We start from the raw sequence: 20,605 nt of genomic DNA, 5'->3' as shown, positions 1-20,605 counted from the left end.
GTTTGTAACTCTTAAGTCTTTTGCTATATAAGGTAAGGTAATAATTCAGTAGCTAGTCCAAGGAATACAAAGAATCCTAATACATCAGTAGCAGTTGTAACAAAGACACTAGATGCTAATGCAGGGTCAATGTTGCATTTCTTAAGTAACAATGGAACGGTGTAGCCAGATACAGTTGCAATGATTAGATTTAATAGCATTGCAGAACCTGCAACAAATCCTAAGTATGGGTTACCATAGAAGAAATAACATCCAATTCCAACTACTATTCCTAAGGTTACACCGGTGCATAACCCAACACCTAATTCTTTCAAAAATACTTTTCTAGCATTTTCACCAGTTAACTCTCCTAACGCAATACCTCGAACGATAATTGTTAACGATTGAGTTCCAGCATTTCCACCCATACCTGCAATGATTGGATTAATTGCGGCTAATGCCACAACTGCTTCAATCGTTGAGGAGAACATTGCTACAACTGATGCAGCAAGTATTGCGGTGATTAAATTAATTGATAACCATGGAAGTCGTGAACGAATAGATTCAATAAGGGTACCATCTACTTTTTCTTCGGCATCCAAACCAGCCATACGGTGGATATCTTCGGTTGCTTCTTCTTTAATGATATCTAAAATATCATCGATTGTAATAACACCTTTAATTAAATTATGTTCATCAACAACCGGAATCATAACGTAGTCATATTTATCTAACATTTTAGCTACTTCTTCTTGGTCATCATAAACATTTACTGAATGAACATTAAGATTTGTTATTTCAGATATTAATGTATTAAATGGTGATGAAACTAAATCTCTTAGTGATACTACACCACGAAGGTAACCTTCATTTGTAGTTACATATAAGTAATAAGCCATCTCAGCGTTTTGAGCAACTCCTTGGAGATATTCTAATGTCTTTTTAACTGTTTTATCTTCATGGATACTAATAAACTCAGTAGCCATGATACCACCTGCAGTATCCGGTGGATATGATAATAATTCTCTTACTTCTTCAACGTCTTCTTTAGACATTTTACTTAAGACATCTTTACTTTCATCTTCATCCAATGCTTGTACGAAGTCAGCGATTTCATCTGAAGACATTTCTTCTAAAATTTCTTTTTGACGTTTTGTAGAGAATTGGGTTAGTAATTCATAGATATCTTCATCATCTTCTTCATCTAACAAGTGGGCGATATCTTCATCTGATAAACGATTTAAGATTGAAACTGCTTCGTCTTCATACTCATGGATAATAGCTAAAAGATCCACTGGGTGGATAAATTCTATCATCTCTTGAAAATCATGATCATTTGCATTGAGTAGAAAATCTTTCAACTCTTGTTTGCTAATTTCTAAATTCATAAATTCCTCCTATATTATTAAGAAAGAACTTTACCGTTTTGATAAGAACTTTCAGTTAAAAAGATACACGTGCAATTTTCTCCTTCCATTCTTATCACCTCGTTTCAATTCTTTAATTATATGCTTAAATTAGAATAAAATATATAGAAAAAAGTGTATAATTACACTTTCTTCTCGATATATTTTTGATATGAATAAATACACCCACAATATTGTTGACGATAGAGATTATGTTGCTTAGATAATTCTCTAGCTCTATCAATTCCTTTTTTCTTTTTAAAGTCAGAATAAAAATATTTAACGGTTGGATAATGACTTTGAAGTTTACTACCAATCTCATTTAATTTTTGACTATCTTTTTGTCTAGATATTGTCATCACGGTTGTAAAGTAATCAAAATGATTATTACTAGCATAGTTGTATGCTTCTTCCATACGCAATGAATAACAAGTGAAACAACGAATACTACCTTCTGGATAGTCTTTAAGTGGTTCTAATTTTTTTGTATATAACTCATTGTCATAATTAACTTCAACAAGTTTAATTTTATTTGTAGCTACCTGATTGAATTCATCAAGATATCTTTTTAATTCATTCAATCTTCTATAATATTCATCACTTGGATAAATATTTGAATTGTTATAAAGAATAGTACAATTAAAAACATTATTTAAGAATTCTAATGGAAATGCTGCACAGGGTGCACAACAAGCATGGAGTAATAAGCTAGGACGTTGTTTTGTTAATTTGATTTTTTCTATTTCATCTAAACTTTGTTGATAATAATTGATTTTGTTTGTACTTTTTTTAATTTCGGGGAAATTAGTCATTGTTTATAAACATGCAATCACCAAATGAGAAGAAACGATATTCATTTTTAATTGCTTCATCATAAGCTTTAAAAATTAATTCTCTTGATGCGAATGAAGAAATCATCATTATCAAAGTGGATTTAGGTAGATGAAAATTAGTAATAATACAATCTACTGCTTCCCATTTATAACCTGGGAAGATAAATATATCTGTAGCATCGTGACATTCTTTAAATGTACCATATTTTTTATAGATTGCTTCAAGTGTTCTAGTGCTTGTTGTACCAACTGTTATAATACGTCTTCCTTCTTTTTTTGCTTTATTTAGAATAGCTGCTGTTTCTTCACTCATCCAATAAATTTCTGAATGCATTATATGATCTTCAATAGTTTCTGTATCCATTGGTCTAAAAGTACCAAGACCAACATGAAGTGTTACATCAGTGATGATGACCCCTTTGTCTTCTAATTGTTTAAATATCTCATCGGTAAAATGTAATCCAGCAGTAGGTGCGGCTGCACTTCCTTTTATCTTTGCATATACTGTTTGATAGCGCTCAGGATCATCTAATTTTTCTCTAATATATGGAGGTAGAGGTACTTGACCTAAACTTTCTAAGATTTCCATAAAGATACCATCGTAAATCATACGCATCTTACGAATTCCTTTTTCACCAATTTCGATACATTCAGCTTTTAGTTCGCCTTCATTAAATGAAACAATTGATCCGATTTTAACAACTCGTGCATTTCCAACCAAACATTCCCAAATATCACCATCTTGTTTAAGAAGTAATAATTCAACATGGGCTCCTGTTTCTTCTTTAGTACCAAATAATCTTGCTGGTATTACTCTTGTATTGTTTCTTACAAGGACATCACCTTTTTTGAAGTAATTTACAATATCATAGAAATGTTTATGTTCAAGTTCTCCTGATTCTTTGTGAACAACCAGTAGTCGACTTGTTTTTCTATCTTCTAATGGATGCTGAGCAATTAAACGCTCAGGTAACTCGAAATCAAATTCACTTGTCTTCATTTCTAAAACCCTCTTTCATCAAACGCATATTTTTCTAATATTTCTTTTTTAAAATCACCGAAGCGATCTTCTTTAATAGCGGCTCTTGCTTGTTCTGTTAAGCGAAGAAGGAAACGTAAGTTATGAATTGACATTAAACGATTTCCTAAACCTTCATTACAACGATGCAAATGATTTAGATAGGCACGAGTATAATTTTTACAACACACACAATCACATTCAGGATCTAATGGTCTAAAGTCTTCTTTGTAGATTGCTTTTTTAATATTTATACGACCTTCACTAGTCATGCAGGTACCATGTCTTGCGATACGAGTTGGTAATACACAATCCATCATATCTATGCCATTTTCAATTGCTACTAAAATATCATTTACTGCCCCAACACCCATAAGATAACGAGGTTTATTTTCTGGTAAATATTTTACGCTGTATTGAATCATACGAGTCATTGTTTCCTTGTCCTCACCAACAGATGTTCCGCCAATTGAATAGCCTGGGAAATCCATTTTAGTTAATTCTTCAGCACAATGTCTTCGTAAGTCTTCATAGTCTCCTCCTTGAACAATACCAAAAAGAGCTTGATCATCTTTTCTTTCATGAGCATCTAATCCGCGCTTTGCCCAACGTAATGTTCTTTCAACACTATCCTTAACATAATCGTAAGTAGCAGGATATGGTATACATTCATCAAATGACATAATTATATCTGCACCTATTTTGTTTTGTATTTGGATTGATTTTTCGGGACTTAAAAATAAAGTATCACCATTTAAATGACTCTTAAAAGTAACACCTTCTTCTTTAATTTTTCTTGCATCAGCTAATGAAAATACTTGGAATCCTCCGCTATCAGTTAACATTGGTCCTGGGTAATTCATAAACTTTTGTACTCCGCCAGCTTTTGCTACGATGTCCTCACCAGGTCTTAACCATAAATGATAGGTATTTGATAGGATTATTTGTGATCCTATTTCCATCAATTCTTCAGGAGAAACAAATTTAACAGATGCTAATGTTCCTACAGGCATGAACATAGGTGTTTCAACACTTCCATGAGGTGTGTGTATAACACCACAACGTGCTCCTGTTTGTTTGCAAATATGCGTTAATTCAAATCTAAATTTTTCCATAATATCACCGCGTTTATTATACATGAGTTCATAATAATATGATAGAGAAACCAACTTGGAAATGGTATAATATAAAAGATTAAGGTGAGCGTATGAAATCTAAAACTTTAAAAATTAGGAATATACCAAAAGAGCCCCCAATTATTGCAACGATTAGTGTTAAACCTACAGCTGCATTAATTGTTTTGTTATTTGCGAGTTTTATTATGATTTTATTTAGTCATATATTTTCTTATTTTGGGGTAATTTTATTTGGTGTTTCGTCTTTTTGCTTGTTTGTTTTGCCCGATCGTAAATTATTAGAATTTACTCATGATTATGTTATTTTCTATAATTGTAAAGAACGTGGTGATTGTACATTTATTTATTGGGAAGATATATTAACGTGGCAATATATTTGGCATCCAGATCGAGATGAACTTGAAATTGAATTAGTTGATCATTCAGTTGAAACGGTAGAATGTTTTTCTAAAAAAACAGTAGTACCTTTATTACGTGCGTTTGCAAGAGATAAAGAAAAGATTATACAAAGAGGAAAGCGAGTGAAAGCAGCATGAAGAATTTTGAACTGGATAGTCAATATGAAGAAATGTCTCTGCTTTTCAAGATGTTTTCAGATAGTACTCGATTGAAAATACTACATCTATTATTTGAGCAAGAAAGATGTGTAAGTGATTTTGTTGAAAACTTGGAAATGAGCCAATCAGCAGTATCGCATCAACTTGCATCATTAAAGAAAACACATTTAATTAAATCGAGAAAGTCAGGTAAAAATGTTTATTATTCTTTAGCGGATGAACATATTGTAAGTATATTTAAAATGGCGTATGAGCATGTTAATGAATAAGGAGAAATTGTGATGAAAAGAGAAGCAAATCTATGTAGAAAATGTCCTGTTTGCAATGGTAACGCATGTAAAGGTGAAATTCCAGGAGTTGGAGGAATAGGACAAGGAATATCGTTTATTAACAATGTTCAAGCTTTTAAAAAAATAGGTTTACTAATTGATGTAGTAAATAATATAAAAGATATAAATCCAGAAACAAAATTGTTTAATAAATCAATTTCATTTCCAATGATGGTAGCTCCAATTGCAGGTATTAAAAATAATTATGGTACTGATGTGACGGATTATGAATATAACTCAGATTTAGCAAGAGCATGCAAAGATACTGATACTGTTTGTTTTGTTGGTGATGGAATAGATATGGAAAATATGTTTCACTTACCGGCAAGAGCAATTCAAGAACAAGGTGCAAGCGGCTTTGTTACAATTAAACCATGGATTATGGATAAAGTGACTGAACGTATTAATTTAGTTAATGAGTTTAATGTTTTGGGTATAGCTATGGATATTGATGCTGCAGGATTACCACTATTACGAAATTCAGCAACACCAGTTGAAAATAAAGATTATCATGGATTAAAGAAAATAAAAGAGTTGTGTAAAGATAAACCATTTGTAGTTAAAGGAATAATGACGATAGAAGCTGCTAAGATAGCTGTTGCTGCAGGTGCAGATGGAATCGTTATTAGTAATCATGGAGGACGTGTCTTAGATGATTGTGTTGGTACGATGGATGTGTTGGAAGAGATAGTAGAAGCGATAAAAGGGGAAACAACTATTTTAATTGATGGAGGCTTTAGAACAGGTACTGATATTTTTAAGGCAATTGCATTAGGTGCAGATGGAGTTTTGGTAGGTAGACCGATTGCATTAGCTTGTGCAACAGAAGGTGATGAAGGCGCTAAAAAGGCAATAAATAAGCTGAAATCTGAATTTATTCATGCAATGCGCATGACTGGTTGTGCAACTATTAAGGATATAAACAAAAGTAAAATTAAGAAACTAACTATGTAAATTTTTACATAGTTTTTAATTTGTTTACATTTCTTTCATTTTTGATATAATGATGTAGAGTTGAGGTAATAATATGGCAGATTTTGAAAATAATGCTTTTTTTTGGCAAAAAATTGATACGTTGTATTTATCAAATAAGTTAGAAATTTTACGTGAAAAGGGTGCAAAGCATCCTGATTATAGTAATTTAGTTTATCCTGTAAGTTATGGGCGACTAAAGGATACACAAGCTTCTACAACTGAAGGAATTACTGTATTCAAAGGTAGTCTTAAAGCGTCAAATGTTCAAGCTTTAATAATAGCTGCGGATATTTTGAAGAAAGATTTACAAACAAAATTATTATTAGGTTGTACTGCTGAAGAAGAAGAAAAAGTCTTGCGATTCTTAAATCAAACAGATTTTCAAAAAACTGTTTTGATTCGTAGAGGTACAGAAATTCCTAATTGGGGTATTTCAGATTAACCTACCAATGAGTAGGTTTTTTTTGTATAAGAAAACCATACGATATGTTATGAAACCACCTTGTTCACATAAAATTCAGAGTGTTTTGGTGGTACATTGAAAATAGGTTTGATATAATCTAGTAGCATTCCATTAACGGAATGTCGGAGGAATTTATGAAAAAATTATTAGCATTAATGTCATTATCACTAATTCTAGCTGGATGTACTTCTACACCTAAAGAAGAAGTAGCAACTCCAACACCAGAAGCTACTGCAACTCCTGGAGAAACAACTGGTAATGAAGGAACTACTGGTGGTGAAACAGTTACTATGACTGAATTCCAAACAGCTGTTGATTCAGTTGTAAATGGGGGTACATATGAATTTCCTAGTTTTATGACTATCAATGATGAAACATTATCTAGTGTATATGGTTTAACACCTGAAGATGTTGAAAACTATGCAATTTATGTACCAATGATGAATGTACAAGCAACAGAAATCATCGTAGTTGAAGCAAAAGATGGAAAACTTGATGCAGTTAAAGAAGCACTTGCAAAAAGAATGACATCTTTAGAAGATACTTGGTCAACATATCTTCCTGATCAATATGAGTTGGTACAAAATCGTGTTGAATTCGAAGATGGCAATCTTGTAGGTATTGTTATTGCAGAAAATGCTGATCAAATTGCAAAAGATATACAAACAGCAGTAATGCCTAAGAAATAGTTTATGGTATTCAGTAGTTTACTATTCTTATTTGTATACTTACCGATAGTTTTAGTGGTGATGAAGTTATCACCACTAAAACTTCGTAATTTATTCTTGTTTCTTCTTAGTTTAGTTTTCTATGGCTGGGGAGAACCTTTTTATATTGTATTACTACTTTTATCAACAGTAGTGGATTATATTAATGGTTACTTTGTACATAAGTATAGAGATCAAAAAAAGATAGCAAGAAGATTTGTAATTTTTTCAATAGTTTTTAATTTAGGATTATTAGGATTCTTTAAATACTATGATTTTATAATTGGTAGTTTAAATACCATTGGATTTGATTTGTTGAAACCTTTGGGATTAGCATTACCTATTGGTATATCATTTTATACTTTCCAAACGATGTCTTATCCAATTGATATATATCGTGGACAAGCTGATATGCAAAAGAGTATGGTTTCATTTGGTGCATATGTATCAATGTTTCCTCAACTTATTGCAGGACCAATTGTACGCTATAAAGATATTGCACAACAACTGGTAAAACGTGATGAAACAGTGGATAAGTTCACTGAAGGCATTCAAAGGTTTATGGTTGGATTAGCAAAGAAGGTATTATTAGCAAATAATATAGGATTAGTATTTGAAACAATAAAAAGTGCACCGACAACACAACTATCTGTATTAACAGTTTGGCTAGCTATAATTGCCTATGGTTTTCAAATATATTTTGATTTTAGTGGTTATAGTGATATGGCTATTGGACTAGGTAAAATGTTGGGATTTGAATTCATGGAGAATTTTAACTATCCATATATTTCAAAATCAATTACGGAATTTTGGCGAAGATGGCATATCTCTTTAAGTACATGGTTTAAAGACTATGTTTATATCCCTCTAGGTGGTAATCGTTGTAGTTCAATAATTAATATGCGGAACATTTTAGTAGTTTGGTTATTGACTGGGTTATGGCATGGAGCAAGTTGGAACTTTGTATTGTGGGGCCTTTATTTTGGAATTATATTAATGATTGAAAAATCATTCTTATTGAAAAGATTAGAAAAAATTAAACCTATTTTTAGACATATTTATACACTTGGTTTAGTAATTATTAGCTGGGCGATATTTGCTTTTGAAGATATAAATAGTTTAGGGAATATTTTATTAACGATGTTTGGTTTTAAAGGTTTACCGTTAATAAATAGTTATTTTAGTTATTTAATTCGTAATAATATTGTATTGATTGTTGTTTTAGTAATTGCGTCAACACCAATAGTAAAAATAGGTTATGACAAGTATATTAAAGGAAGTAAGTATGAATGGATTACACCGATATTAATTCTATTAGGATTAATAGTATGTACAGCATTTATTGTCGATGCAACATACAATCCATTTTTATACTTTAGATTTTAGGAGGATAATATGAAACGGAAAATACAAGTTTTGTGTTGTGCACTCTTTTGTGGATTTATTGGTATCTTTGCGGTACTGAATATTATTAAACCAGAGAAGACATTCTCAATGAATGAAAATAGATATTTGAAAAAGTTTCCAAAATTTAGTTTAAATGAATTATTTTATGGTGATTATACAACTGATTTGGAATCTTATGTTACAGATCATTTTATATTTAGAGATGAGTGGATAAGTGTTAAATCGTTGACTAAACAGTTAACAGGAAGTATTGAAAATAATGGTGTTTATTTTGGGAAGAACAATCAATTATTTCAAATGTTTTCAAATAGTGATATGAGTACAGTAAATCAATCACTTGAGTACATTAATCGATTTGTGCAAGCGAATGATATTCCAGTAGATTTAATGCTTGTACCTACTGCAAGTGAAATTGAAGGAAGTAGTTTACCAGTATTTGCTTACAATGAAAAACAGGAGGGTATCATTGATGATATAACTACTAAGTTCATTGGGAATTCAATTGATGTATATTCAGCATTATCGGGATCTAATGATGTTTTCTTTAATTTAGATCATCATTGGAATGAAAAAGGTGCATTAATTGCTTATTTAACATATATGGATGCATTAGGAGAAAAACCTGAAGATTTTAGCTTTGAGAAAGTTTCTGATGATTTTAAAGGAACATTGTATTCAAAAGCAGGAACATTTTGGTATAATGGAGAACCATTGTATAAAATGATGCCTAATCATCAAATTGATTCTACTGTAACATTTGAAGATGGTACTAGTATGGATAGTTTATTTAGTGATAAATATTTGACTCTAAAAGATAAATACTCATATTATTTAGATGGTAATCATGCATTGGTTCGTATTAAAAACGAAGGTGTAGAGAATAGTTTGGGTAAACTTTTAGTAATAAAAGATTCATATGGGCATATTCTAATACCATATTTAGCATCTCATTATGATGAAGTGGTAGTAGTTGATTTAAGGTATTATCGAGACTCAATTTCAAATTTAATAAAAGAAGAGGGAGTCACAAGGGCATTAATGGTATATAATATAGAAAACTTCTTAACGGATAAGAATTTCGCGTTTTTGAAGTAAAGGAGAATTATGGGAAAGACAACAGTAAAAATTATTAAGATGGGTATCAATGGAGAAGGTATTGGTTATATCAACAAAATGCCTGTTTTCGTTGAAGGAGCACTTTTAAATGAGTTAGTGGAAATTGAGCTAACAGAGAAGAATCAGAACTATGCGAAAGCAGTAACAACAAAAATTGTAGAGAAAAGTGAACATCGTGTTAAACCAAGTTGTCCTTACCAAGAAAAATGTGGTGGATGTAGTTTGATGATTAGTGACTATAAAACACAACTTGAAATAAAAAAAGGTATTCTTAAAGAAAGTTTAGTTAAGTATACTGGTATGAATGATTTTCAAATTGAGGATGTAGTAGAAAATCCAAATCCTTTTCATTACCGTAATCAATGTAAGCTTCCAGTCAAATGGTTAAAGGGTACATTATATAGCGGTTTATATGAGGCTAATTCAAGTCGATTAATCTATATGGATGAATGTAAAGTTCATGAAAAAGGATTAGATAGTACTAGAGTTAAAATTATGAAGATATTAAATGATGCTGGATTTAGGGATTACAATGATAGCATCGAAAGAGGTGTTAGATATTTTGTGCTCCGTGGATTTAAAGGAGTTTATCAATGCACACTTGTAACTGGAAAAATGACTATTGATAAAGAAGTGATTGATCGAATTATGGACCTGAAAGAAGTTGGTTCATTATATCAAAACATTAATATATCAAAGCGTAATTATGATATTTTTGGTAGAGACTTTATTCATTTAGGTGGTAGTAAAACAATTGAAATGAGAATTGAAGGGGTTGTTTGTCGATTATCTCCTGCTTCATTCTTTCAACTTAATGTAGAACAAGCAGCGAATCTTTACAGAACTGTAGTATCATTGATTGAACCTTGTAATACGATTGTTGAAGCTTATAGTGGAATTGGCGTTATGTCTTTAATGTTAAAGGATAAAGCAAATAAAGTTATAGGGATTGAATCGATAAAAGATGCTGTTAAAAATGCAAATAACAATGCAAGAATCAACCATTCTGAAACAAAAGTACAATTTGTTTGTGGTGATGCTGCTGAAGAAATGAAATATATTGCTAAAAAAGAATCTGTAGATACTTTAGTAGTAGATCCGCCAAGAACAGGATTAGATGAAGGAATGTTAGATTGTATAAGCAAAGCTAGACCTAAACAATTAATCTACGTTTCTTGTAATCCTGCAACTTTAGCAAAGAATTTAAACTTCTTATTAGAATATTATGAAGTTGATCGCATTATTCCATTTGATATGTTTTCTCAAACTCCTCATTTGGAAACAGTTGTGAGTTTAAAAAGAATTAAATAAAAAAACTAGTAGAGTTTATTCTCACTAGTTTTTTTGTTTTTACAAATTAATTTAAGGACTAATTGTGCCTAAAATAATATATTTTCCGGTTCTGCAAGTTTTACAGCAGTTACTCCTTCAACTTCATCAAGTAGAATGGCTTCAATACCATCAGTTAATGTATCGTCTAATGATAGACAGTCTGAACAAGCTCCTAACATTCTTACAGTTACAACACCGTGCTCATCTACTGAGACAAATTCTACGTCTCCGCCATCACGTTGGATATAGGGACGTATTTTTTCTAATGTTCTAATAATTTCATCTTTCATATAAAACTTACTCCTAAGAAATAAATAACACCAGCTACCACAATACCATGAAATATTCCGCCGATGACTTCTATCCATTTGTGACCAAGGACTTCCTTAACCTTTGTTAAGTAAATAGGATCTTCTAGTTTAACTTGCGTAAGAATTTGAATATCTTTTATTAATTGTTGGGTAATTTGTATATTACGACCAGCATAAAATCTTACATTAGCAGCATCGTAGGTAACGATTAGTGAAAATGCTAAAGAAACAGCAAAAATTGTGCTAGAAAATTGTTCTTGTAAGCCTACAGCTAAACTGAGCGCGGCAACTCCGGCAGTATGTGAACTAGGGTAACCTCCGCTAGCAAACATTTCTGTCCAATCCCAGTGTCTAGTTCTAAAATAAACAAACACGGGTTTTACGAGTTGGGCTGAAAAAATAGCTATTAAGCAAGCCCAAAAGGGGTACATGCTACTGAGTGTTTTTATCATTCTTCCACCTCGCTTTACAGTATAGCATACTTTGAGTTCATTGTGGTATACTATTAGGGGTTAAAGGAGTGATTAAATGCAATACCAAATAGGACAAATTGTTGAAGGAAAAATAACAGGTATTCAGCCATATGGGGCGTTTGTATCGTTAGATGAGAATACAAAAGGACTTGTGCATATTTCTGAGATTAGTGATGGTTATGTTAAGGATGTTGCAAATTTTGTATCACTCAATGATACAGTTTGCTTTAAGATTATCGACTTTGATGAGAAAACACATCAAGCAAGACTATCACTTAAAGCAATTCAACCAAATCGTTTTAGGAGGGAACGTAAACATCAAAAGATGGGTGCACTTCCTACGATGAAAATTGGATTTAAATCGATAAGTGAAAAGATGGATCAATGGATTATTGAAGCTAAGGCTATGGAGGGAAAAGAATGATTCAATTTGATAGTACACATGCATTTTTAAAAGAAGATATTACAAGTTATCAAGACCAAGTTACTAAAATTCATGAAGCATTGCTTGCTAAAGAAGGAAAAGGTAACGATTTTCTTGGTTGGGTTGAATGGCCAAATCAATATGATAAAGAAGAATTTGAACGCATTTTAAAAGTAGCTGAAAAAGTAAAAGATAAAGCAGAAGTTTTATTAGTTTGTGGTATTGGTGGATCTTATTTAGGAGCACGTGCTGCAATAGAAATGATTCAAGGCTTATACTCTCAAAATAAAACTGAAGTTATTTTTATTGGTAATACTTTCTCAAGTACATATTTCAAACAAGTTGAAGCATATATTCAAAATAAGAGCGTTATTTTAAATGTTATTTCTAAATCAGGAACAACTACTGAAACAGCTATGGCATTTAGAATGTTAAAACAAATCATGGAAAATAAATATGGCAAGGAAGAATGTAAAACACGTATTATTGCAACTACTGATAAGTCACGTGGTACATTAAAAGATCTTGCTACAAAAGAAGGATATGAAACTTTTGTAATTCCTGATGATATTGGTGGTAGATATTCAGTTACTACTGCTGTAGGTTTATTACCTTTAGCAATTATGGGTATTGATATTAAAGCAATTATGGATGGTGGTATCCAAGCTTATAATGATTTAGCAAATCCTGATCTTAAAACAAATGCAGCATATCAATATGCAGTAGCACGTCGTATTTTACAAAATCAAGGTAAAGATGCTGAAATGCTAGTTACTTATGAACCACAAATGACTATGGTTGGTGAGTGGTGGAAACAACTTTTTGGTGAATCTGAAGGTAAAGATGGTTTAGGTGTACTACCTTGTAGTGCAACATTCTCAACAGATTTACATTCTCTTGGACAATTTGTTCAAGATGGAAAGAAAGTTTTATTTGAAACATTATTACTTGTTGAACATCCTACAATGGATGGTTTATTCCCTCATGATGAAGAAAACATGGATAACATGAATTATCTTGAAAATAAGAGTTTAGACTGGGTTAATAAAATGGCTTGTAAAGGTACTCTTGAAGCTCATGAAGTTACAGGGAATGTTCCAAACATTATTCTTACATTACCAGATATGAAAGAATTTAGTTTTGGTTACATGTGTTATTTCTTCTTTAGAGCGTGTGCAATTACTTGTTACTTAATTGATATCAATCCATTTAATCAACCAGGTGTTGAAGTATATAAGAAAAACATGTTTAAACTATTAGGTAAGAATTAGTTGTTGGATTTCCAACAACTTTTTTCTTGTGCGTGAATTAAAGTAAGTGAAATGTATTGATATTCTTCGTATAATGGAATTGTGAAAACGAGGGATATTGATTATGCATGATAAACACATTCTAGAAGTTATAGAAAATGGATTACCCGCATGGAAGAATTTATCAAAAGAAGAACAGGCATATTTACTACAAAACTCAATTGAAGTTGGTTATAAAGCCCATCAAACTATACATGGTGATGAAGAAGATTGCTTAGGTGTTTTACTCGTAGAGACTGGTGAATTAAGAATTTATATATTATCAGAGGAAGGAAGAGAAGTTACTTTATATCGTCTTGGCGCAGGGGATGTATGTATTTTGTCTGCTTCATGTATTTTGTCATCGATTAGTTTTGATGTATTTATTGACACAGAATCAAATGTAACTGCGGTGTTAATGAATACTGAGGCATTTTCAAAAATAATGCGAAAGAATATTTATTTGGAAAATTATGTATATCAAGTAACTACTGAAAGATTCAGTGATGTTATGTGGGCTATGCAACAAGTATTATTTATGAGTATGGATAAAAGATTAGCTATTTATTTGTTGGATGAGGTGAATCGAACTAAAACACTATGCGTAGAAGTAACCCATGAAACGATTGCAAAATATATAGGTAGTGCAAGAGAAGTTGTAAGTAGAATGCTTAAATACTTTGAGAAAGAAGGTATTGTGGAACTGAATCGTGGTGGAATATTAATTATAAATAAAGAGAAATTAAAGAAGGCAATTGATGGAAGGTAGCTTAAATGGCTACCTTTTACTATTATAAATTCTTTAATAATTGGTATTAAACAGTACTTGACAATGCATAGTAGTGGTGATAAAGTATCATCAAGGAAGTGATAGAGTGAATACACAATTCAAAAAAGGAGTTCTTGAACTTGTAGTAATGATGGTAGTTTCTAAAAAAGATATCTATGGATATGAACTGGTAAAAGAGGTATGTAACATAGTACATGTAAATGAAGGAACAATCTATCCTTTACTTAAACGTATGACAAATGAGTCGATATTTGAAACTTATTTACAAGAATCAACGGAAGGACCACCTCGGAAGTATTATCGTATTACTGCAAGGGGTCTTGTAGTAATGAAGGAAATAAAGACTGAGTGGTTGGAATTTTCGACTAGTATCAATAAATTTATAAATGAGAATAAGGAGGATTAGAGGATGAATAAGAAAGAGTTTCTTAATGAACTTAAACATAAATTAGACATATTAACAGATTCAGAGGTAAAAGATATATTAGATGAGTATTCTGATACCATTGATCAAAAGATTCAAGAAGGTAAAACAGAAGAGGAAGCAGTAAAAGATTTTGGAGATATTGATGAGTTAGTTGCTGAAATATTTGACGCATATAAAATTAAAGGTAACAAGAATGCTAATAAACATAAGGATGCTGCTAGCAAAGTTGGAGATGTCCTAAATGATATGATTGACAGTTTATCTAGTTTCTTCTCTACAGTATTTAAAGATTTATCAGTGGAAGGTATTTCTAGAACTTTAGTTTTAGTTGGTGTTGGTTTAGTTGTCTTACTTCTTCTTAAAATCCCATTTGCAATTCTTGAAGGCTTATTTAGAAGTATTGTATATATGATTATTCCTTTTGGAATATCGCATGTATTTAATGGATTAATATCGTTTATCTTCACACTAGTATTTCTAGTGTTATCGATAGTAATTATTATCAGTTTCATTCGTGTTGGTGTTAATGGAGAAGAAATAAATTCAGAAAATTTATTTAAAAGACCATTAAGCGAAGGATTAGATAGTTTAAAAAGTACAAAAAAAAAGACTTCAGTAAATGATGATATTAAAAAAGAGTATAAAGCAGAAGATAAAGAATTTAAAAAATCAGAACCTGAATATTCTACGTTTAAAGAATCAGAAACAAAAGAAGCTAAATCGACAGAAAAGCATTCAACAAGTCATTATTTTGGTAAAAGTTTAGTAAATATATTCGTTTGGGTATTACGTTTCTTTGGAATAATACTAATGATTCCAATGTGGATGACTATTATTGGGTTAGGTATTGGAGTTGGCTTAGTAGTTTATTTACTAACTCAAAATGTTTCTATTTGGGGTGTATTTATATTACTTGTTGGTATTATGGGGATTATCATAGTAATTATCAATTTATGTATGCTACTAATCTTCAACAAACGTGTAAATGGTATTGTAATCACAGTGAATTTAATTGTTTCTGCAATATTTATTGGCGTAGGGATTCCTCTAACTATGCATGAAATCTCTAGATTTGATATTGTCTATATTGATTCAGAAGAATCAGCTGATTATTTAAATAATCGTTTAGAAGAAATTGGAAGAATTGATTATGATAGTAATGCAATTTATGATTTATCATATTATGAAAATGTGAAGTTTGTTAAAGATGATACTCTTAACAATGAAATAGTAATTGAAACATATGATTCATTTGATTACTACTTAAGAACAAGTGAAGTGGATAATGATGTAAGAATTAGTGTTTACCGTGATCATTATGGAAATGATTTTGATGAGTTTAAAGATTCAATTGGATTTTCAATTAATGCCTTAAAAGATGGCAAAGTATCTGGATATGATTTAAGAATGATTCAAATTGTTGTACGCTATCCTGTCAATGAGCATGGCATTACATACATTGATTATCATAATAATCAACGAATTGAAAAATAAAAAAATAAGCAGCGTATGCTGCTTATTGTGCGTGTTTGACCAAGTCTAATACCGCTGCTTTTGGCTTAAATCCAACAGATGTTTGAACTGGTTGACCATCTTTAAATACAATTAAAGTAGGAATAGTCATTACGCCGTATTTAGCTGCAAGTTCTTCTTGTTCATCAACATCAAGTTTGAAAACCTTAAAATCTTTTGCTTCACTAGCAATCTCTTCAATTACTGGTGATAACATCTTACAAGGTCCACACCATGTAGCGAAGAAATCAACCAATACTGGTTCTTTTGCGCTTAATACTTCTTGTTCAAAGTTATTTATATCTAAATGTTTTACTGTCATAAGTAAATACCTCCTTGTTTATGACCTCATTATAGATGATTAAAAGGGTTGTTTCAGTGACTTTGTCACAAAAAACTTACACAAATCTTTCACATAACCACCATACTTTTTACACAACCTTCCTCTATAATAAAGACATCAAATAGGAAATAATACCATTTGATATAGATTTCTTTCCCCCGTTAATGGATTAATAGTCCGTAAAAAAATAGATGTTCTTACAACATCTTTTTTTTTGTTTTATATTTTTGAAAACGATAAGGTAACTTTGAGTCCACCAAATATGCTGTGATCAATAATCATCATTCCATGATGAACATCCATTTTTATTATGTAGCATACTATTCTGTATTAAATTAACTAGAGCACGTTTCAATAAATCTTTATCAATTTTTTTTAAAGTTTAATTAACGATGTTATCTAAATTAATAATAGTATTAATATGAGCATAATAATTTGTTGGATTTTCCTTTTTCATTCACTAACAAAAATAACATCTGATTGTGCTCTTTTTATGTCATGATATCTATGGTAAGTTCAAATTTGTCATTGTTAGTGGAGTACCGGCAAATAATGTTAAACAACTAGAAAAGATATATTCTTAGTTAAAGTCGTATATTTTTAAAATGATTGTTTGTTGGAAATATTATACGAATAGTCACAAAAATCTCGAATATTCTTATCATGGGAGACAATTACTATGGTTTTCCCAAGTCTTGCAAATTCCCTTAATGTATTCATCACAAGATTTGCGTTCTCTTCATCAAGAGACGCAGTTGGTTCATCAGCTAGAATAAGGTCAACATTTTTAAGGTATACTTTTGTTAAAGCTACTCTTTGTTGTTCGCCACCTGAAAGTTCAAATATTTTCTTATTCAAAATATCAATTAAACCAAATTTATTAAGTGCTTCATTGATTTGACAATCAGATAAATGCTTATTTTGCTTAGAAATTTTAATGTTTTGTATAACAGTTAAATTGTCAACTAACCCAAAATTTTGAAAAATAAATCCTATTTTGTATGCAAGATAATGTTGAATATCTTTTTGACGTGATATTTTTATTCCATCATAGTATATATTTCCTGAATCATAAGGTTCTATCATTCCAATTATATTTAAGAGTGTTGTCTTACCACAGCCGCTACCACCATATAGACAAGTTAATGCAGCACTTTGAATTTCAATATTAAAGTTATCAAATATTTCTAAATTTCCATATGTTTTTTTAAGTTCTTGAATTTTGATGTTCATTAGTCAATACCTCCAATATTTCTTGTTTTGTTTAAAAAATAATAGTTTAAAACTATTTCAACAGTTGTAATACAAATGATAATAAAAAGATAAGTTAAATCAAAATATTTATATGAAAGATAAAATAATAATGAAAATAGAAGTATGAAAATGGAACTTACAATCAAATTCTTTATCACAAAATCACTAAATAAAATTCCCTCACATTTTTCGATAAATAATTGCTTTTTATTTGAACAAAAGGTTAATGAAATATATTGGTAAGAGACGATAATATAAACTAGGTACATTAAAAATGATGTAAATATACTTTTTGTATTTCTATTTATTGAACTGGAATAAAAATTATTGTAGCTTTCTTTTATGCTTGAAACATAATATGGATCATTTATATCGAATTTTTCGAATTTTGAATTTATATAATTTTGTGCTTGTTTGCGATTTCCTTGATAATAAAAGTACATATTGAATAATCCATTATATTTAATATGGTCTTCAGGGATAAGGAAAATGGGACTGTTTTCTATGGAAATAGAAGAGTAATGATACAATTCACTGAAATTATCGGCTGTACCAGAATAATAAATGTAATTAGGTTTAGGTAAGGACCCAAAGTTTTGATATGCACATTTATTTAGAAATTCATAATAAGAATCATCTTGCTTGTAATCTTTATTTAGGAAGATAGAGGTCGAGGAAAGAGGTGTACTAGGCAGTGTAATTTCTTGATTAATTAAGTATTGTTCATCGACAATGTAAAACTGTTTATACTTATCTTTCATATTTTTATCACTAGAGTATTCAAATTGACTTATAAAATAAAATGCATTGGATTCTTCTCTTAGTTCATCAATTATTATTTGAAACTCATTTGTGTCGAATAGATCAGTTAATTTTTTTATCGGCGACATATTTTGAATTGAATAGAGATTTTTATATTTATTTTCTAATGTTGATTTGTTTATTTGTCCATTTGCAAATGCGTTAATTTCAAATGCATTTTTAGAAAGAAACGGAATAAATGAAATTATTAAAATAATTTTGGATATCATTACCACATTAGCTGCAATAGATAAATATGATTTTCCCTTCATAGCAGAGTTTATTGGAACAAATAGGATGAATATGAATAATAAGTAGCTAAATAATATGACTAACATTAGGTTTAATATAGCTAAAAGAAAGGAAAATAAATAAAGCTGCGGAACTATTGAATAATTAAAGGGAATTGAAACAGAAAAAATAAGTGAAAAAAATACAATATAACAAAGAAACGATAAGATAATTTTATCAAATATTAAATAACGGAAAATACTCAAATTTGAATATCCGTTCAATTTGAGACAAGTTATTTTTTTTTGTTCTTTTAATAAATCGGTAATCATAATTAATGTAAATAGAGTAGTAAATAGCATACTAATTATAAAAGACTGAGAAAATTGTGTTTTCATGATATCCGATAGTCCACCATGAGTAGTTTCATATTTATTAAATTCAATAATTATATCTCCATACTTTGATGAAATTTCATTTTTAACCAATTGAAATAATTGATAATCAATTGGATCACCTTGATTTGTGTATACACCAAAGTATCCAAAAGGATTCATCAATCCATCATATTCAAATGGTAGAATTGTCATCGGTTCGCTGAAATTTAAATTGAAAATTCGATTTTCCTTCTGTTTAGAGTTAGTTGAATATCCTTTAAAGTTTTTTAAATCAGATATTTGTCCAACTTCAAGCAATATATTACTCATATATGCTTTATTTGATGAACTAATATATAAATTAGTGGAGTTATTAAGACTATCAGAAACTTGTTGTAAAATAGTGATATTATATTTTTCAACAGTGTTTTTTAAATAATCTACAAATTCTGTGGGCTCTATACCATCTGTATTTTTGAACATTATTTGGGTAGATTGATTACTATTGCTCCATTTTCCAATTTTTTCAACCATTGAAGAATTATAAAAATCACTAATAGAAATGAAGCTGATTACTGAAAGCAGTAAGAAAAGAATACAATATTTTTTAAGCATTAGTTTTCTCCTATCATTCTTTTACACTGATTTTGTAACTATTGAGACCTGTTTTGCTTTTAATTATGGCGAATTCGACATAATTAAAATTCGGATTGTATATTTGTTCCCATACACCTAGGAATTCAACTGTATTTCTATTTCTAAGCCAATCCGATATAAAGAAATCGCCGTCTTTTGCTTTGATCATATCTGTAAGTGAAATATAGTCTTTATCATCAAAAATTGTCATTGTAATTTCTGTTCCATTTACCAATAGTTTAGTTGCCATAGAAACCTCCGTTCTTATTAAAATTATAACATACAGGAAAAATACTTCACTTGTAAATGAGTAAAGTTTTCACATTAAATGAGTAATTTTTTCAACATCTATATTGATCAAAAACTTGGGTATTTGTAGAAAAATAAAAAAAGAGTCTTTCAAAAAGGCTCTCAATTTTGAATATGAGGTATCTATATGCAGTGGATATTTACTGTACTCTATTCTTGGTACTTTAGTT

At 30.3% G+C, this 20,605-nt stretch carries 23 protein-coding genes; 13 read left to right on the top strand and 10 right to left on the bottom strand.

Translation table 11 applies throughout. The features are described from left to right. Positions 1-23 precede the first annotated feature (23 nt). The 4 genes from mgtE to tgt all read right to left on the bottom strand — a co-directional run bounded on the left by mgtE (position 24) and on the right by tgt (position 4,351). Positions 24-1,367, bottom strand: coding sequence for a magnesium transporter (gene mgtE, locus RR430_RS02295; protein ID WP_332486555.1), 1,344 nt, complete (start codon positions 1,365-1,367; stop codon positions 24-26). Between the two features lie 161 nt (positions 1,368-1,528). Beyond that, positions 1,529-2,197: an epoxyqueuosine reductase QueH gene (locus RR430_RS02290; protein ID WP_332486554.1), complete on the bottom strand. Its 669-nt coding sequence runs from the start codon at positions 2,195-2,197 to the stop codon at positions 1,529-1,531. Continuing rightward, positions 2,190-3,218, bottom strand: a complete 1,029-nt coding sequence (queA, locus tag RR430_RS02285) for a tRNA preQ1(34) S-adenosylmethionine ribosyltransferase-isomerase QueA (RefSeq protein WP_332486553.1) — start codon at positions 3,216-3,218, stop codon at positions 2,190-2,192. Before queA ends, RR430_RS02290 begins: the two co-directional genes overlap by 8 nt. 2 nt (positions 3,219-3,220) lie before the next feature. Next, a complete protein-coding gene (gene tgt / locus RR430_RS02280; protein WP_332486552.1) occupies positions 3,221-4,351 on the bottom strand; it encodes a tRNA guanosine(34) transglycosylase Tgt in 1,131 nt (376 codons plus the stop codon). Between the two features lie 92 nt (positions 4,352-4,443). Here tgt and RR430_RS02275 point away from each other — a divergent pair, with 92 nt between their 5' ends. The 8 genes from RR430_RS02275 to rlmD all read left to right on the top strand — a co-directional run bounded on the left by RR430_RS02275 (position 4,444) and on the right by rlmD (position 11,237). Then, on the top strand, positions 4,444-4,908 hold the full coding sequence (locus tag RR430_RS02275; RefSeq protein ID WP_332486551.1) for a hypothetical protein: 465 nt from the start codon (positions 4,444-4,446) through the stop codon (positions 4,906-4,908). Further along, positions 4,905-5,198, top strand: coding sequence for an ArsR/SmtB family transcription factor (locus RR430_RS02270; RefSeq protein ID WP_332486550.1), 294 nt, complete (start codon positions 4,905-4,907; stop codon positions 5,196-5,198). The genes RR430_RS02275 and RR430_RS02270 overlap by 4 nt, the downstream gene beginning before the upstream one ends. A gap of 12 nt (positions 5,199-5,210) precedes the next feature. Then, a complete protein-coding gene (locus RR430_RS02265) occupies positions 5,211-6,212 on the top strand; it encodes an alpha-hydroxy-acid oxidizing protein (protein WP_332486549.1) in 1,002 nt (333 codons plus the stop codon). Positions 6,213-6,285: 73 nt separating this feature from the next. Further along, positions 6,286-6,675, top strand: a complete 390-nt coding sequence (locus RR430_RS02260) for an Inorganic pyrophosphatase (protein WP_332486548.1) — start codon at positions 6,286-6,288, stop codon at positions 6,673-6,675. A 155-nt stretch (positions 6,676-6,830) separates the two neighbouring features. After that, positions 6,831-7,385 carry a DUF4358 domain-containing protein gene (locus RR430_RS02255; protein ID WP_332486547.1) on the top strand — a complete coding sequence of 185 codons (555 nt, stop codon included), beginning with the start codon at positions 6,831-6,833 and terminating at the stop codon, positions 7,383-7,385. 3 nt (positions 7,386-7,388) lie between these two features. Continuing rightward, positions 7,389-8,789: an MBOAT family O-acyltransferase gene (locus tag RR430_RS02250; RefSeq protein WP_332486546.1), complete on the top strand. Its 1,401-nt coding sequence runs from the start codon at positions 7,389-7,391 to the stop codon at positions 8,787-8,789. A 9-nt stretch (positions 8,790-8,798) separates the two neighbouring features. Further along, positions 8,799-9,905, top strand: coding sequence for a DHHW family protein (locus RR430_RS02245; RefSeq protein WP_332486545.1), 1,107 nt, complete (start codon positions 8,799-8,801; stop codon positions 9,903-9,905). A 9-nt stretch (positions 9,906-9,914) separates the two neighbouring features. Continuing rightward, entirely contained in the window at positions 9,915-11,237 is a 1,323-nt protein-coding gene (gene rlmD, locus RR430_RS02240) for a 23S rRNA (uracil(1939)-C(5))-methyltransferase RlmD (RefSeq protein ID WP_332486544.1), read from the top strand. A 68-nt stretch (positions 11,238-11,305) separates the two neighbouring features. Here the strand turns inward: rlmD and RR430_RS02235 are convergent, their stop codons facing one another. Together RR430_RS02235 and RR430_RS02230 are read right to left on the bottom strand one after the other, a co-directional pair. Further along, complete coding sequence (locus tag RR430_RS02235) at positions 11,306-11,548, bottom strand: NifU family protein (RefSeq protein WP_332486543.1); 243 nt, start codon at positions 11,546-11,548, stop codon at positions 11,306-11,308. Further along, a complete protein-coding gene (locus RR430_RS02230) occupies positions 11,545-12,000 on the bottom strand; it encodes a divergent PAP2 family protein (protein WP_332486595.1) in 456 nt (151 codons plus the stop codon). Before RR430_RS02230 ends, RR430_RS02235 begins: the two co-directional genes overlap by 4 nt. Before the next feature lie 97 nt (positions 12,001-12,097). Between RR430_RS02230 and RR430_RS02225 the strand changes: the two genes are divergently transcribed. The 5 genes from RR430_RS02225 to RR430_RS02205 all read left to right on the top strand — a co-directional run bounded on the left by RR430_RS02225 (position 12,098) and on the right by RR430_RS02205 (position 16,466). After that, the gene (locus RR430_RS02225) at positions 12,098-12,466 is read left to right on the top strand and encodes a CvfD/Ygs/GSP13 family RNA-binding post-transcriptional regulator (RefSeq protein ID WP_332486542.1); all 369 of its coding nucleotides are present in this window, start codon (positions 12,098-12,100) and stop codon (positions 12,464-12,466) included. Then, entirely contained in the window at positions 12,463-13,737 is a 1,275-nt protein-coding gene (locus tag RR430_RS02220) for a glucose-6-phosphate isomerase (RefSeq protein ID WP_332486541.1), read from the top strand. Before RR430_RS02225 ends, RR430_RS02220 begins: the two co-directional genes overlap by 4 nt. A gap of 103 nt (positions 13,738-13,840) precedes the next feature. After that, the gene (locus RR430_RS02215; protein ID WP_332486539.1) at positions 13,841-14,524 is read left to right on the top strand and encodes a Crp/Fnr family transcriptional regulator; all 684 of its coding nucleotides are present in this window, start codon (positions 13,841-13,843) and stop codon (positions 14,522-14,524) included. A 106-nt stretch (positions 14,525-14,630) separates the two neighbouring features. Then, on the top strand, positions 14,631-14,951 hold the full coding sequence (locus RR430_RS02210) for a PadR family transcriptional regulator (RefSeq protein ID WP_332486538.1): 321 nt from the start codon (positions 14,631-14,633) through the stop codon (positions 14,949-14,951). 3 nt (positions 14,952-14,954) lie between these two features. Next, the gene (locus RR430_RS02205) at positions 14,955-16,466 is read left to right on the top strand and encodes a DUF1700 domain-containing protein (RefSeq protein WP_332486537.1); all 1,512 of its coding nucleotides are present in this window, start codon (positions 14,955-14,957) and stop codon (positions 16,464-16,466) included. A 22-nt stretch (positions 16,467-16,488) separates the two neighbouring features. Here RR430_RS02205 and trxA read toward each other — a convergent pair whose 3' ends face one another. From trxA to RR430_RS02185, 4 genes are all read right to left on the bottom strand, one after another. Next, positions 16,489-16,806 (bottom strand): thioredoxin, encoded by a 318-nt coding sequence (trxA, locus tag RR430_RS02200; RefSeq protein WP_332486536.1) that lies wholly within the window; start codon positions 16,804-16,806, stop codon positions 16,489-16,491. A gap of 621 nt (positions 16,807-17,427) precedes the next feature. Beyond that, on the bottom strand, positions 17,428-18,060 hold the full coding sequence (locus RR430_RS02195) for an ATP-binding cassette domain-containing protein (RefSeq protein ID WP_332486535.1): 633 nt from the start codon (positions 18,058-18,060) through the stop codon (positions 17,428-17,430). Further along, complete coding sequence (locus RR430_RS02190) at positions 18,060-20,105, bottom strand: hypothetical protein (RefSeq protein WP_332486534.1); 2,046 nt, start codon at positions 20,103-20,105, stop codon at positions 18,060-18,062. Before RR430_RS02190 ends, RR430_RS02195 begins: the two co-directional genes overlap by 1 nt. Before the next feature lie 13 nt (positions 20,106-20,118). Then, on the bottom strand, positions 20,119-20,376 hold the full coding sequence (locus RR430_RS02185; RefSeq protein WP_332508599.1) for a KilA-N domain-containing protein: 258 nt from the start codon (positions 20,374-20,376) through the stop codon (positions 20,119-20,121). Between the last annotated feature and the right edge of the window lie 229 nt (positions 20,377-20,605).

The organism is Anaerorhabdus sp., from assembly GCF_036641015.1.
GTDB lineage: Bacteria > Bacillota_I > Bacilli_A > Erysipelotrichales > Erysipelotrichaceae > Anaerorhabdus.
The sequence above is the reverse complement of the archived record's forward strand: the minus strand, read 5'-3'. Positions and strand labels throughout refer to the sequence as shown.